Source organism: Nostoc sp. JL34 (genome assembly GCF_017114945.1).
Taxonomy (GTDB): Bacteria; Cyanobacteriota; Cyanobacteriia; order Cyanobacteriales; family Nostocaceae; genus Nostoc.
The window spans coordinates 1-13968 of record NZ_JABXKQ010000044.1 but is presented as its reverse complement, the minus strand read 5'-3'; the positions used below and the strand labels follow the sequence as shown (position 1 = coordinate 13968).

Here is a 13968-nt window from a genome sequence, read left to right as displayed (position 1 = left end):
GGCACGGTATCAGAACAGCCAACACGAATTTTTGGGAATTCCGTTTGAATTGCTGTTGTACATTTTTGGAACTTAGTTACTTAGAGAACATTTTCATTAACCTCAATATTACTAATAGTATAAAGTTGGATATAGCCTAATACTTTTAGCTAAACTATGCCTTTACACCAAAATATGAAAGTTGATTACTCATGCTAGAGTAAACGGTGACTTTCGTCATATTTGTTCATAATAATTTGACTTGTAGGTAATCTAAAATTATGCTAAAGAATCTAAATCTGAAACAAAAGTTTACAATTCTGCTACTGGTGATTCTGACATTCGGTCTGAGCTTGAGTGGATTTGCTCTCTCTTCTCTACTCAGGGAAAATGCTAAACAAGATATTAGCTCAACTGGTCTCATGCTCATCCAAACCATGAGTTCTGTTCGTAAATACACCAGTACTCAAGTGAATCCAGAGCTAGTTGATAAATTGGCTACTGAATTTTTGCCGCAAACTGTGCCTGGATATTCAGCACGAGAGGTATTTGAGATTTTACGGAAGACAACAGACTACCGTGATTTCTTTTATAAAGAAGCAACTCTCAATCCCACAAATCTTCGGGATAAGGCTGACGGTTTTGAGACGGAAATTGTAGAAAGGTTCAGAAATAAATCAGACCTTAAAGAAGTCAGTGGATTTCGCTCAATTCCTGGTGGGGATATCTTTTATATTGCTCGTCCCTTAGCAGTTTCTGAAGGAAGCTGTCTGAAGTGTCATAGTATACCAGAAGTTGCACCTCAAAGTATGATTACTCTTTATGGTACAGCTAATGGATTTGGGTGGAAGCTTAATGAAATTGTCGGCGCTCAGATTGTATCAGTACCTGCAAATAATGTCATTAGCAAAGCCAATCAGTCTTCCTTACTAATTATCCTGATTGTATCAGCTATATTTATAGTGACTATCCTATTAGTGAACTTGTTCTTGAATAGACAAGTTGTTATGCCTCTCAAACGCATGACTCGCATAGCTGAAGAAGTTAGTACCGGACATATGGATGTTGAGTTTGAGCAGATGTCTAATGATGAAATTGGTAATTTAGCTAAAGCCTTTAAACGGATGCAATTAAGTTTAGAAATGGCAATGAAAAGAATCAAACGGACTCAGGGAGGTACAGGGGAGTAAACAATGCAAAATTAAATATTATCTCTAAATTCGTGGTGTTTAAATCTCTATGAAAATAAGCTTTTTTTGAATTCCAAAGCTGCTTGAAAGTTAGGAATTTCCCTAGCTATGAGTTCAACAAATTGGTCAGGTGAAATATATGGATTTTGATCTAGTATTTCTTCTATGATCAGATTTGCCATTGGGCCGATGTGGTAGGCTAATCCTTGCTGACAACTTTTGATAAATGCTGGTTGGAGAGAAGGTGGTTGCTGTTGTTCAATTCGCTCAGTTTGGGGACTAGCAGGTGAACTAAGTGAACTAAAAATTGTTTCTCCAGCTTGGTTGTATGACTGCGATATTGCCGACATAGCTTGAAATTCAGGATTAAATACCGTCGCAGGCAAATCATCAAGCATGATTGCAGGAGAAATTGCCACTTCTGGTTCTTCAAGCCGCTGTAAATCTGTGATAACTTCCCTGGCTGTTTGGTATCGTTTGTTAGGTCTATCTGCCAACATGCAATCAAGTACTTGAGCAAACCTATCAGTTACATAGGTATAATAACGCCAGTTCCATTCAAGTGAGTACTGATCCATTAGTAAAGATGGATCTCTACCTGTGAGTAGTACAATAGCTGTTACACCCAAAGCATAAAGGTCACTAGAGGGAGAACATAAACCCAAGCTAATTTGTTCGCGGGGAGCATATCCCACTTTGCCTACGAGAGACATTTTGCCGACAAAAGTCACTTGGTGGTTAGAACTTCTCCCTTCGTTCATGTCAGCAATTTGCTTACCGACACCGAAATCAATCAGCACTGGCAAATTTTTGCCATCGGGTAACATGATATTGTCAGGAGAAATGTCTCGATGGATAATGTTGTGCTGGTGGACATATTCCAAAACAGGTAGCAGATTCTTTAGCCACTGTATAACTTCGTCTTCAGAGAAATTTCTTCCTTGACGTTGAAGTTCTCCCAGGAGTCTAGAATATGTTTTACCGTCAACATACTCTTGTACTAGAAATAACCGACCATCTCCTTCAAAGCAAGCCAAAAACTTGGGAATTTGAGGATGTTGCAATTGATGAAGAATTTTTGCCTCTCTTTTAAATAAGTTGCGATATTGTTCTAGTCCACTCTCCCCTGTACTAATGGGTGCAAATTCTTTGAGAACACAAGGTTCATCAAACCGACGAGTGTCAAAGGCCAAGTAAGTTCGTCCCAATCCTCCCTGTCCTAGAAGTTTTTGGATAATATAGCGGTTATCGATTAGAGTTCCAGCAGCTATTTCTGGCCTTGTCATAGGGGACTGTGACATCATCATCGCACTCCTAGCGATTTTATTATTGATAAATTATCTAGTTTGCTGAAAGTCAGAAACTCTAGCAGATAAAGGCTGATAACATCCTTAAAATTGAGGTTAGCACCACTATCGAGACAAGGAAATACACTTTTCTACAATCTTTTGATGGTCTTGTGTGACCAAAGAGACAACTTTTACCTGAGTCGTTTAATCATACTACTTATACTTAGGTATTTTAGCAGCCGCAACATAACCAGTGTCTGCGGTAATATCTGCGAATGTTCAGGGCATCGCCTTTGGGATTTGCTGCTGAACTTTATCTTACGCCTAGTAACCCAATTGACCTGAGTTTAGGAACAGTAAGGATATAACGTGACATCATAGTTTTTCTGAAAAACTGAGGTTGCTATAGACTTCCTGAAGAAAATATTATATGTATTTCAAGTGCTGAATATGCGATCGCTCTCAAAAATTAATCTTTCTGAGAACCTATATCATTATGAGATAGCGACTTCGACATCGACTATCAAAGTTTTCAGTACAGGTGATTCCTCAAAAGCAGAAAATAATGCTGCGTATCAAAAAAGACTCCTGAAGCTACAATAATTCATTTAGTTCATCAGGATTCACGCCTAACTGACGCAAACGTTCTGCTAATTGTTCTACTTTTCGTTTGGCTTGAGCAGCTTCTAGTTCTGCAACGATAGCTCGTTCAGTTGCAGCAGCAGCTTCCTCTGTGGGTGCAGGAATTAATTCTCCCGCCAAAGTGAACCACCTTAACCACAACCTTTCAATATCTCGAAATGAACCTTGCCATAAGCCTAAACTTAGATCTATCTCTAACATTAGTAAGCGCCCTTCAGTCAAATTCATCGGTTCATAGTGACCCCTGACTTCTTACCTCGTTCTTTTGACTTGAATGAAATGCGCCAAGATATCGAATTATTTGAAGCCCTGTATCTCATTTTGCTGTCGTTGACGCAATCGCAAGAACTGGTGGATGATACATCTGTGACTGTTGGTAGCGAAGCTTATGCGGCGGGTTTGATGATATATAACTATGCGAAAGTCAGTGGTAAAGGCTCTGGTTTAGATTCAATGGTTGATGATTTAGGACGCAGATTTGCCCGGTGAGTAACACTCTCTGTATGCTGTAAAGCTGCACCTGAAATAAATTGTCTCGCAAGACCAAAGTCAATTAGCACGGCTTCTGGTTTACCCGCACGCATCATAATATTACTCGGCTTCAAATCCCGATGCAGCAAGCCTTTCTCATGAACCAATATCAAAGCTTCGCCAATTTTCCTAATATATTGCAGTACTTCCCCTTCCGGTAACGCCCCTTTGTTGGTGATTCGCTTCCCCAAATCTTCGCCTTCGATATACTCCATCGCCATACATGGCAAATTATCTTCATCAAAGACATTTTCTATCTGCACAATATGAGGATGGCGACACAAAGCCAGTCGCAAAGCTTCATCTCGAAAGTCATGCCGTAATTTATTTTGATGTGGTATTCAGTCAGGATGATTCAGGATTTGTTCTCTGAGGGTTTTGATAACTCGCAATTCTCCGCGTCGATTTTTTGCAAGATAGGTAATCCCAACTCCACCTTCGCCTAATTTTCTCTCGATAATGTAGCGATCGCCAAATAACTCCTGCCCTGGATTCCACGCCATTGGTCAAAACCGTAGTTTTACTGATATTTTATTTTTGCAAACCATAAATCTCAGTTTTTGGCAAAGGATATTTAAGGCAATTTTGATGCAGCCGACAATAGCAGTATATTCAATCGTAATCAACCTATGGCGATCGCAGTTGTTAAACCCTCATCTTGTCTAACAACTGGTATTCAGCTTTACTTAATGATTTGTGAGAAATAAGATCCCCGACTTGTCAAACAAGCCGGGGATCAGTAGCTTTCAATTTTTCCTAAAACATTTCATCAGACTTCTGGCTCAATGCCCGCCGCCCGCAATTGTGCTGCTAGTCGTTCAGCGCGTTGGCGTTCCTGTTCGGCGCGTTGGCGTTCCTGTTGGGCTAACTCGGAACCCCAAGGCAAAACGTTTCCTTGTTCATCCCACCAGCGTAACCACTTTCCTGTGCGATTTTCACGAGTACCTTGCCACACCCCAAGGTAAAGATTCATTTCTGCTATCCAGTAGAGTTGATTTTCATCAGGCTCTTGCAAAATATACTGTTCTGTGTTTTGTAAGCGATACATCTCAAAACTGCCGCTGTCTGGCTCAAAAATAATGTAGTTTGGTACTTTTAAGATGTGCTCGTAGAAAAACCATTTTCCTGGGGGATATGTCGCTTTGATAGAATATTCTGTTTCCTGTGTATCCGAAATAAATTCCATCACAATTACGGGAATGTCACCTTGTAATTGAGGTGTGTAACTGCGTATTACTTCTTCTCTACTAACATTAATTTTGGCAATGAAAGCCCAATCAGGAGCTTTAATGACCATTTTGTTGTTTAGAGTAGCACAAATGCCGTAATTAGTTGTTGTCAGAGCGTTAGCTGAAATTTTTCCAGCTAATTGTAGGCTTTCCGTGAGTGCAGCAGCTAATGCTGGTTGATTGATGTTATCCACTGGATCGTCTGGGAGTTTGTAATCATCGGGTAGTTTTTCCCAAGTGATTTGGTAGTCTTGGGTGAGGGCTGTCATGATGGGTTTTCCTTTGGTGCGTAAAAGGGATTGGTTACTGGATTTTCACTTGTAAAAATTATGGAATTTACTTTGACCCTTCCCAAATTTTGGAACAATTTTCTAGTTCCCAGTAATTACTCATCTTCATCAGGTTCTAAATCGTCTGCTGTCAATTCCTGATGCGGGATGGCGGCGATAATCGCATCTATGACTTTAGATACTGGTAATATCTCAATATTCAAGTCGGGAAATTTTGTCCCTTTGGGCACGATCGCTCTTTTAAATCCCAACTTAGCTGCTTCTTTTAACCGCAGTTCCATTTGAGAAACCGATCGCACTTGTCCACCTAACCCAACTTCACCAATTAATACTGTACCGGGATCGACGATGCGATCGCGGAAACTAGCTACAATTGCGATCGCAATTCCTAAATCTACTGCTGGTTCTTCCACATTCAACCCACCCGCAGAAGCAACGTAGGAATCTAACTTTGACATGGGAATTCCCACTCGTTTTTCTAAGACGGCGAGAATTTGCACTAGGCGGTTGTAGTCTACGCCAGTTCCAGCCCGCCGAGGAGAAGGGTAGCTGGTGGGACTCACCAAAGCTTGCAATTCCACAACTATCGGGCGAGTACCTTCGCAAGCAACCACAATTGCCGTACCTGGCGCTGGATCGTCACGGTTGCCTAAAAATAGCTCTGAAGGGTTGGAAACTTCCCTTAATCCCTCCGCTACCATTTCAAAGATGCCGATTTCATGAGTTGCACCAAAGCGGTTTTTGACTGTGCGTAATAACCGATGGGAGGCAAAGCGATCGCCTTCAAAATACAACACTGTATCAACTAAATGTTCTAAAACTTTTGGCCCCGCGATCGCTCCTTCTTTGGTAACGTGTCCCACAATCAGCATGGTGACATCTTCGTGCTTCGCCACCTTCATCAGTGCTGCGGTACATTCCCGTACCTGAGCTACTGAACCTGGCGCAGAAGTCAGCGCCGGAAAAAACACCGTTTGGATACTATCAATCACCGCCACGTTTGGTTTGAGAGAGTCTATTTCCCGTAAAATTTCTTCTAAATCTGTTTCTGGCAGTACATATAAATCTGCACCTATACTGTCAGGGTCTATGGGAAGTGTAGGATCTACTACTACCTTAACATTCTCCTCATTCACCACACTTAGGGGTTTTGATACTCCCAAGCGTGAAGCTCGTAATTTTACCTGCTGTCCTGATTCTTCACCAGTTACGTAAAGGATGCGATATTTCTGTGCTAATTGATTAGATACTTGCAGTAATAAAGTTGATTTACCAATACCCGGATCGCCACCAATCAGCACCATAGAGCCAGGGACAACCCCACCTCCAAGTACCCGATCTAATTCTCCATAACCAGACTCCCAGCGGGCAATTTGGCGATCAGTAATTTGGTCAAATGTTAAAGAGGCTCGCGCTTTAGCTGGTTTAGCGTGAGATTTGCCATTGCCTTGAGTTGATTGCCAACTGCTCACTCCCCCCCGACTGGGTACATCTACTGAGGATTGAATCGAAATTTGTTCTTCTAGAGAGTTGTAAGTGCCGCAAGCTGGACACTTACCAAACCACTGGGGCGATTCTGCTCCACATTCATTACAAGTGAAAAAGGTTTTTGGCTTTGCCATTCTTAAATCTTATTAAATAATCTTAATATTTACTTAATTCTTGAAAAAAACTAAAAACCAATAATAGTAGTATTTAGAGCTTTTTCCAAATCAATTGATGGAATGATATCTTAATATTATGGTATTAAAAATTAATCATGTAAATTTTTAGTCAAGGAGCGTTGAGAAACTTTGGAAAGCCATAAAGAAAAAATCTTGGTGGTAGACGACGAAGCCAGCATTCGCCGGATTTTGGAAACGCGCCTTTCCATGATTGGCTACGATGTAGTGACGGCTGGCGACGGGGAAGAAGCTTTGGAAACTTTTCGCAAAACTGAGCCTGACCTGGTAGTTTTAGATGTAATGATGCCAAAGCTAGACGGCTATGGTGTATGTCAAGAATTACGAAAAGAATCAGATGTCCCCATTATTATGCTAACAGCCTTGGGTGATGTAGCCGATCGCATCACTGGGTTAGAATTGGGTGCTGATGACTATGTAGTTAAACCATTTTCCCCCAAGGAGCTAGAAGCCCGGATTCGCTCGGTGCTGCGGCGGGTAGACAAAACCAGTGCTTCTGGCATTCCTAGTTCTGGGGTGATCCATGTCGCTAATATAAAAATCGATACGAATAAGCGACAAGTCTACAAAGGCGATGAGCGAATTCGATTGACTGGTATGGAGTTCAGCTTGTTAGAGTTGTTAGTCAGTCGTTCTGGAGAAGCTTTTTCTCGTTCGGAAATTTTGCAGGAAGTTTGGGGTTATACACCAGAACGTCATGTAGATACCCGCGTAGTAGATGTGCATATATCACGTTTGCGGGCAAAGTTAGAAGATGATCCTAGCAACCCAGAATTGATTCTCACAGCGCGGGGTACTGGTTATCTTTTTCAGCGGATTATTGAACCAGGGGAAGAGTGAGGAGATGAGGCAGGGGGGCAAGGGACAGGGGGAGAAGAACTATTAATTATTGTCTAATGCCCAATTCCCAATGCCCAATGCCCAATAACTAACTAATGACTAAACCTGATGATCCTAATCGAGTTTTGCGGCGTCTACCCATTGTCGTGGGTGGGCTAGGCGCTGTGCTTTTGCTGATTAACCGTTTATTAACACCGGAATTAACCCAGTCTCAATCGCGTGGTGATGTGGTGGGCGTGATTTTGAGTGCGGTGTTAATTTTGACGGGTTTAATTTGGCAGCAAGTTCAGCCGCGATCGCCTGATATTGTAGAACTAATTGGAGAAGAAGGTTTTGTACTTGCAGCTGATTTACCCGAAGCCGTGAAAACAGAGCTAGCCTGGGCATCTCATTTATTGTTGACTAATACAGTAACGCGATCGCTGGTGGTTTTTTATCAAGGTAAAGTTTTGTTGCGTCGCGGTATTCTGGGTACTAAATCTGAAGTTGTACCAGGAGTAATCTTAAAACAGGTACTCGAAAAACAAAAACCGATTTATCTAGTTGCTCTAAAAATATATCCAGGTAGAGTTGAATTTGATTATTTACCAGAAAATACTCAAGGTGTAATTTGTCAACCGATTGGCAACCAAGGGGCGCTAATTTTGGCAGCAAATGCTCCTCGCAGTTATACCAAACAAGATGAAAACTGGATTGCAGGAATTGCTGATAAATTAGCCGTTACTCTTCGCTCAAATTTATCCAACCAAGCGACTTAACCTAAATTTAGGTTTGTCATCTGTGAGAATAACTCGTAATTTGTAATTACTACGTCAAATTGACTTGCTCGTATCTATAACTTAATTACGAATTACGAATTATTAACTCACCAAGAAGTCAAAAAATTCCACCCTTCTTTTTCTTCCGGTGTCTTTCCTTCTTTTTCTTCTGGTTCTTCCGATGTCTTTAAATTTGTCTGTTGAATTAAATTATCATATTCTCCTGAATCAACCCATTTCAATAACTCTCCAGCCCGCATAACTACCCAAGAAAGCCCGGATTCTGTATAGCTTAATATTTTAGTGACTTTATCCACACTGTCAAAGTTATTGGATGCAAACTCACGGGCTTGGACGAGGAAATCTTCAATTACAGCAGTAGTCAAGTACTCATCTGGTAAACCTGCGAGCTTCATCAGTGTAGTGGTTGCTACCTCAATATCCTGGCAAGCAAGCATTGCAGCCCGATCGGCAGTGAACCTAGCCATCATCCGCCAATTATACAAACCTAGTTCCATTCCACCAGCTACCAATCCACCGACTCCCAGCGTTGTACTGCTCAACAAATTTTTCAAGGTTGGCATAACAATTGCCATTTGGTGATAAACCATGTGCTGACTCTTGATGCGAGCGACTTCGTGTCCGAAAATGTAAAGCAACTCATCTGCATCAAGCCACTCCATTGCATCTAAATTGATCCCAACAAGGGGTTTTTCCACGCCAACAATGTAGGTTTGAATGTTACCTGTGCCTCGAAATAGATATAATTCAGGAAGTGGAGCAACATCAAGAATTTGGCAAGTTTCTACAAATGCTTGATGTAATTGGGGAAAATTACGGGGTGAAATTCTGATTTCACTACCAAGGCTTTGCAATCTGAGTAAGCGATCGATGCCGTACTCGTTAATTTTTTTGAGTAGCAGCGAGACACCGGGCATATTTTGCAAAGAAGCCAAGGCTTTGCGATCAAAGGGGTGTTCGTAGGCTTGAGAACTTAGTCCAGTTAATAGTTTTCTCGTCATTAGTTTTGAGCTTTTAAATAGCAGTTTAGAAGCATTAGGCAAACTTGCACCACAGTGTACTAGGCATTTGTCGCTATCTTGCCCAGATAGAATATACAGTAGAGGCGCACAGATGTGTGCCCCTACTGGGAAATTTGGAAATTTACAATTGATCTATGCAAATTATTTATTGGCTATTAGTTGCTGTAATGGTTGTGGGTATTATTGGTGCTGTAGTTCCAGCTATTCCTGGTAGCAGCTTAATTTTAATTGCAATTATTGTCTGGGGAATCGTTAGTAGTTCCTTTGCAGCTATCAAAATTCCACTAATTGTGACAATTATAGTTTTACTGCTCAGTGTCGGAGTGGATTTTTTAGCTAGCTATGTGGGAGCAAGACAAGCTGGAGCTAGCAAGTGGGGGCAAATTGGCGCAATTGTCGGCTTGGTGGTGGGATTTTTCGGATTATTGCCAACGTTACCTTTTGGAGGCCCATTGTTAGGAATTTTACTAGGGCCGCTTTTGGGAGCAATTATTGGTGAGTACCTTTACCGACGTGAATTTGGGTTGGCGGTTAAAGCAGGGATAGGAATTGTAGTCGGATCTTTGATTGGAAATTTGATTCAAGGGTTATTAGCGATCGCAGCGGTTGTAGTTTTTGTTGTGACAACTTGGCCACAGGTATTTGGCTCTTAGCATTTCAATGCTCTGACACATTTGAAAACAGCGGTAATAACTAGCAGTCAGGCTATTTATTACAGACATTCAATTAGTTGACAAAAATTTTCCACCTGACAGCAAGACAGCGGTTTCTCCCATTTCATCTATGGACAGGAGGAACCGCTACTTAGTGTATTACGTTTTGGATAAATTTCCTTTGTTTCAATACTTCTTGAATAAGCATTCCTCATCTCCCTTGTAGTCTGGCTAAAGGGTACAGTGACACCTTCAAAAAGTTTTCTAAATATCTAAGGATTGTATATAGATATATTGCTTACTCTATTTATATAAAAAATGGTTGAGTAATCTGCAAGAAGAAAAAATACTAATTGTGTTCAGTGTACGGAAGTTAAACAGATTAAATTCAAAGCCATTGCCTACAATTTCACCCCGATTAAATGACAAATATACGAAGACAAGCTATACAAAAAATTAAAATTTTATGAAGACTACTCATTGATTGAAGATGTAATGAAGACCACTAAGTAAATCTTGCATACCTCGGATCTATGTGATTTTATGGAAATAAGAAATACGTCACGCAAGTGTCGCTTTCACTGACAGTATTTTAAATAAATTACTGATAGTAGTAGTAACGCAATCACATTCTCTGTTCAAGATTATTATTAGGACTCTTAAATGATCATGATTGGTTTAAAATCTAAATTGTTAAACGCTACCCTGGCTGCCACCACTGCACTTCCCTTAGCTGCTGCTGGGTTGTTTACCTCTGCTGGATCTGCTCAAGCTGCTGCACTCACAGGTGAATTCAGCTTTAACGGTGGTGTAACTGTGAATCCATTTGCCTACAGCTTAGTAACATTGAAAAAAGATTCACTAACGTTTACTCCAGATAGCATTATTGCAGATTCCAATGGAGTAAAGAGTACCCCCGTTGGTGTTGCCGCTCAGACAGGAAGCTTCTTAGGTTTCAATTCAGCCAGTATCCGTGATATCATCTCGTTTGCAAGCGATACTGTGCAAAATCCATTTCTAGACCTTGGTAATCTTACAATTCCTGGTACTATTTTACCTGGGGAAAGTACAGCTTCTCTAGCCGATGGCAGTAATATCTTTACTTTGACATCTTCTGGTTATCAAATAACCCAGACTGGTGCAAACATTACTATAGCTGTTGATCTATTCGGTTACTTTACCAGCGCTACTGGGGAGATAACTAATGGAGCCGGAAGCTTATCTTTCCAAAGAAATAATACTACTGTTGCTCAGGCAAATTCAATTCTCAATACTGCTAATGGCTCATTGAATAATTTGACTTTTTCTGGTTCTACCTTCACCACTTCTGTTCCTGAACCAGCTGCATTACTAGGCTTGGGTGCAGTAAGTGCGGTAATGGTGATGTCTCGCCGCCGTAAAAGTGCTGCTCAATAGACCTATTCTAAATATAAAAAAGTTACTTTTAGTTGCTAAAAGTAACTCTAATTTATCTATTCGATCTGGCTGGAATGCAAAATTTTACCAACCAGGTCGATTTTTTTTCTCCTGTCAAACAAATCTATATTAAAGGTGAATTTTCTTAACCTTATACCAATTTGAACAATGATTGCGATAGATGGAGCGCTAAAAGCAATTACCAGTAACTCTTTCTTTATAAGATGCAGTTGCATTCACAATCCCAAATCTAAAATTCAAAATGGTATTAGATAGACTTAAACTGACTGCAAAGATTGTTTCGCTTCGTTTGCGATCGCATCTACTTCATCATTAGCCAGAGTTTCTAATATAGATTTGGCTTCTGGATTACCCAAACGAGCCAAGGCTTGTACAAGTCTGTAACGAATTTGCCAATCTGGGTTGGTAGCATAGGGAGCCAACAGGGGAACTGCTTGTACATCTCCCAAGTCACCCAAAGAACTAATAGCAGCAGTTTGGACTAATTCATTTTCTGATGAGAGTGCCTCTTTAAGTAGTTCAAAGGCTCGTGGATCGCCTAACTCTCCTAATGTAGCAATAATACTGAATTGTATGAGCCATTCACCAGTTGTATGATAAAGCTGCTGCAAATCTTCAAAAGCTTCACGTAACTTCAGAGCGCCCAAACAGTCTGCTGCTGCTGCTTGTACATCTACTTCGGAGTCATTAAGTAAGCGATCGCGCAAAATATCCAAGGATAACTGTAAATCCTGCGTCCCCAGTGTATCCATTTGACTCACCGCTGAGTAACGGACACGGGAATTGCGATCGCCAATAGCGCTTTGAATTAATTCAAAGCCGATTGCAGGTTCCAGTTGGCGGATTTGATTTACTGCACGTAAGCGATCGCCTAAATCCTCAGAACTGAGCAATTGCTTAACAGACTCCGGAGTAATACTCATTTAGTTATCCTTTATTTTCAAATGTATAAAAAAGACAGACGCGATTAATCGCGTCTCTACTTTTGACTTTTGTACAGACACGATTAATCGCATCTCTATTTTTGACTAATCTTGACTAGCTGCCATTGCCCGAATAATATCACCACGAGTGAGGATACCAATTACTTGACCCGTGCTGTCAAGTACTGGTAAGCGATGAACGCTGCGATCGTGCATGATTGTAGCTGCTTCTCTTAAAGTTTTATCAGGGGAAATAGCGATCGGGTTTTTACTCATCACCTCCCCAACGGTTTGCCCTAGAGCTTTATGCAAATCACGATCATAAGTAGCAGGATTTTTTAAATAGATAACGCTATCAAGAAACATAATGTACGCAGGTGGAGTAACACCAGTTTCTTGCCACATCAAATCGGTTTCCGAGATAATGCCCACCAATTTACCGAGATCATCCACAACAGGTAGTCCGCTGATGTGGCGTTCTGCGAGAATTTGGATAGCTTCCTTCAATGGAGTTTCCTCCCGGACAACAATAGGATCGCGGCTCATCACATCGGCAACGGTTTTAGGCATTTATTTGCTGACACCTTAAATCAAAGTCCCTGCGCCTATTGTAGAAAATTGCGGGACTTAACCTGATGCAATTAATAGATTGTTACGGGATTGGTATTGGTTATTCTCTTTGTTCCTTCCCTAGTCCCTAGTCCCTAGTCCCTAGTCCCTTTTAATGCAGCAATAATTTGAGTATTTGCTTTAGGAAAAGTAAACTGCTCCAGTTCTGCCAAACTTACCCAGCGAATTTCATCGGATTCTAAAGGTTGGGGGACGCCTGTAAGATGGCGGCAGTGATGTACTGTCAGGGTAACGCGCAAGTTTATATAACTGTGGTCAATAGTAATCAGATGCTCTCCCACTTCAATTACTATTCCCAGTTCTTCAGAAATTTCTCGTTGAATACATTCTTGGATAGTTTCACCAGGCTCTATTTTACCACCAGGAAATTCCCACAAACCACCCATTGCTCCTTCTTTCCGACGGCGATCAATTAAAATTTGCTTTTGGTCATTCCAAATTACTGCAACACCAATGATTTTATGGGGTGGGAAAGAACTGGTTTCACTCATAGTTGAATAGGGAGTGGGGAGTAGGGGAAGAATTCCTGAATTTTGACTCTTGACTAATAACAAAACTCGGCAGATTAGTTGTAACTCTGCCGAGTTGAGATTTATTGCCAAGGTTATCTACCGCTGTTAGTTTATCCACAAATGTGTATTGATCATTTTAGAAATACGCCTCTAAATTGAACTAATCACCAAATTATAGAAGTTCACAGACAACCGCAACCAAAAACTCCGTGTTACTTTGCGCTTCTAGCCAGAAGGAAGGGGAAGCGCATCTGCGTTTAAATTTCGACCTTAATTCGTCACTATCAGGACTTACGCAACTGGCACAGTGCGATCGCTCTATATAGTATTTTTGTACTAT

The 13968-nt window shown here is 41.0% G+C and carries 12 protein-coding genes and 3 pseudogenes; 6 read left to right on the top strand and 9 right to left on the bottom strand.

Annotation, left to right across the window (positions count from 1 at the left end):
* Window positions 1–260: 260 nt before the first annotated feature.
* Window positions 261–1169: a DUF3365 domain-containing protein gene (locus HWQ44_RS08265; protein ID WP_292717373.1), complete on the top strand. Its 909-nt coding sequence runs from the start codon at window positions 261–263 to the stop codon at window positions 1167–1169.
* A gap of 47 nt (window positions 1170–1216) precedes the next feature.
* On the opposite strand, the gene HWQ44_RS08260 is transcribed toward HWQ44_RS08265, so the two are convergent.
* Both HWQ44_RS08260 and HWQ44_RS08255 read right to left on the bottom strand, forming a co-directional pair.
* Window positions 1217–2470 (bottom strand): serine/threonine-protein kinase, encoded by a 1254-nt coding sequence (locus HWQ44_RS08260; protein ID WP_292717370.1) that lies wholly within the window; start codon window positions 2468–2470, stop codon window positions 1217–1219.
* Between the two features lie 582 nt (window positions 2471–3052).
* Window positions 3053–3349, bottom strand: a pseudogene (locus HWQ44_RS08255) (Uma2 family endonuclease); the annotation flags it as partial.
* On the opposite strand from HWQ44_RS08255, the pseudogene HWQ44_RS08250 reads away from it, so the two are divergent.
* Window positions 3344–3589 (top strand): annotated as a pseudogene (locus HWQ44_RS08250) (hypothetical protein); the annotation flags it as partial. The pseudogenes HWQ44_RS08255 and HWQ44_RS08250 sit on opposite strands and share 6 nt — an antisense overlap.
* A gap of 11 nt (window positions 3590–3600) precedes the next feature.
* On the opposite strand, the pseudogene HWQ44_RS08245 reads toward HWQ44_RS08250, so the two are convergent.
* The 3 genes and pseudogenes from HWQ44_RS08245 to radA form a co-directional block, all read right to left on the bottom strand.
* Window positions 3601–4134, bottom strand: a pseudogene (locus HWQ44_RS08245) (serine/threonine-protein kinase); the annotation flags it as partial.
* A 266-nt stretch (window positions 4135–4400) separates the two neighbouring features.
* The gene (locus tag HWQ44_RS08240; protein ID WP_292717367.1) at window positions 4401–5129 is read right to left on the bottom strand and encodes a Uma2 family endonuclease; all 729 of its coding nucleotides are present in this window, start codon (window positions 5127–5129) and stop codon (window positions 4401–4403) included.
* Between the two features lie 116 nt (window positions 5130–5245).
* Window positions 5246–6772, bottom strand: coding sequence for a DNA repair protein RadA (radA, locus tag HWQ44_RS08235; protein WP_292717364.1), 1527 nt, complete (start codon window positions 6770–6772; stop codon window positions 5246–5248).
* A 171-nt stretch (window positions 6773–6943) separates the two neighbouring features.
* Here radA and rpaB point away from each other — a divergent pair, with 171 nt between their 5' ends.
* Window positions 6944–7672 (top strand): response regulator transcription factor RpaB, encoded by a 729-nt coding sequence (rpaB, locus tag HWQ44_RS08230; protein WP_292717362.1) that lies wholly within the window; start codon window positions 6944–6946, stop codon window positions 7670–7672.
* Between the two features lie 95 nt (window positions 7673–7767).
* Entirely contained in the window at window positions 7768–8430 is a 663-nt protein-coding gene (locus tag HWQ44_RS08225; RefSeq protein ID WP_292717359.1) for a cofactor assembly of complex C subunit B, read from the top strand.
* Between the two features lie 107 nt (window positions 8431–8537).
* Here the strand turns inward: HWQ44_RS08225 and HWQ44_RS08220 are convergent, their stop codons facing one another.
* A complete protein-coding gene (locus HWQ44_RS08220) occupies window positions 8538–9452 on the bottom strand; it encodes a M48 family metallopeptidase (protein WP_292717357.1) in 915 nt (304 codons plus the stop codon).
* 155 nt (window positions 9453–9607) lie between these two features.
* Between HWQ44_RS08220 and HWQ44_RS08215 the strand changes: the two genes are divergently transcribed.
* Together HWQ44_RS08215 and HWQ44_RS08210 are read left to right on the top strand one after the other, a co-directional pair.
* Window positions 9608–10126, top strand: a complete 519-nt coding sequence (locus tag HWQ44_RS08215) for a DUF456 domain-containing protein (RefSeq protein WP_292717354.1) — start codon at window positions 9608–9610, stop codon at window positions 10124–10126.
* Between the two features lie 669 nt (window positions 10127–10795).
* Window positions 10796–11542 carry a PEP-CTERM sorting domain-containing protein gene (locus HWQ44_RS08210; protein WP_292717351.1) on the top strand — a complete coding sequence of 249 codons (747 nt, stop codon included), beginning with the start codon at window positions 10796–10798 and terminating at the stop codon, window positions 11540–11542.
* A 278-nt stretch (window positions 11543–11820) separates the two neighbouring features.
* Here HWQ44_RS08210 and nblB read toward each other — a convergent pair whose 3' ends face one another.
* The 3 genes from nblB to mutT form a co-directional block, all read right to left on the bottom strand.
* Window positions 11821–12486 carry a phycobilisome degradation protein NblB gene (gene nblB, locus HWQ44_RS08205; protein ID WP_292717349.1) on the bottom strand — a complete coding sequence of 222 codons (666 nt, stop codon included), beginning with the start codon at window positions 12484–12486 and terminating at the stop codon, window positions 11821–11823.
* Between the two features lie 105 nt (window positions 12487–12591).
* On the bottom strand, window positions 12592–13056 hold the full coding sequence (locus HWQ44_RS08200) for a CBS domain-containing protein (RefSeq protein ID WP_292717347.1): 465 nt from the start codon (window positions 13054–13056) through the stop codon (window positions 12592–12594).
* Window positions 13057–13190: 134 nt separating this feature from the next.
* Complete coding sequence (mutT, locus tag HWQ44_RS08195) at window positions 13191–13607, bottom strand: 8-oxo-dGTP diphosphatase MutT (protein ID WP_292717344.1); 417 nt, start codon at window positions 13605–13607, stop codon at window positions 13191–13193.
* Window positions 13608–13968: the final 361 nt, after the last annotated feature.

Excerpts from the sequence above, each read along its gene's own strand:
- mutT (WP_292717344.1), bottom strand. The coding sequence starts at position 13,607 with ATGAGTGAAACCAGTTCTTTCCCACCCCATAAAATCATTGGTGTTGCA.
- radA (WP_292717364.1), bottom strand. The coding sequence starts at position 6,772 with ATGGCAAAGCCAAAAACCTTTTTCACTTGTAATGAATGTGGAGCAGAA.
- HWQ44_RS08265 (WP_292717373.1), top strand. The coding sequence starts at position 261 with ATGCTAAAGAATCTAAATCTGAAACAAAAGTTTACAATTCTGCTACTG.
- HWQ44_RS08215 (WP_292717354.1), top strand. The coding sequence starts at position 9,608 with ATGCAAATTATTTATTGGCTATTAGTTGCTGTAATGGTTGTGGGTATT.
- HWQ44_RS08210 (WP_292717351.1), top strand. The coding sequence starts at position 10,796 with ATGATTGGTTTAAAATCTAAATTGTTAAACGCTACCCTGGCTGCCACC.
- nblB (WP_292717349.1), bottom strand. The coding sequence starts at position 12,486 with ATGAGTATTACTCCGGAGTCTGTTAAGCAATTGCTCAGTTCTGAGGAT.
- HWQ44_RS08200 (WP_292717347.1), bottom strand. The coding sequence starts at position 13,056 with ATGCCTAAAACCGTTGCCGATGTGATGAGCCGCGATCCTATTGTTGTC.
- HWQ44_RS08225 (WP_292717359.1), top strand. The coding sequence starts at position 7,768 with ATGACTAAACCTGATGATCCTAATCGAGTTTTGCGGCGTCTACCCATT.
- HWQ44_RS08240 (WP_292717367.1), bottom strand. The coding sequence starts at position 5,129 with ATGACAGCCCTCACCCAAGACTACCAAATCACTTGGGAAAAACTACCC.
- HWQ44_RS08220 (WP_292717357.1), bottom strand. The coding sequence starts at position 9,452 with ATGACGAGAAAACTATTAACTGGACTAAGTTCTCAAGCCTACGAACAC.
- HWQ44_RS08260 (WP_292717370.1), bottom strand. The coding sequence starts at position 2,470 with ATGTCACAGTCCCCTATGACAAGGCCAGAAATAGCTGCTGGAACTCTA.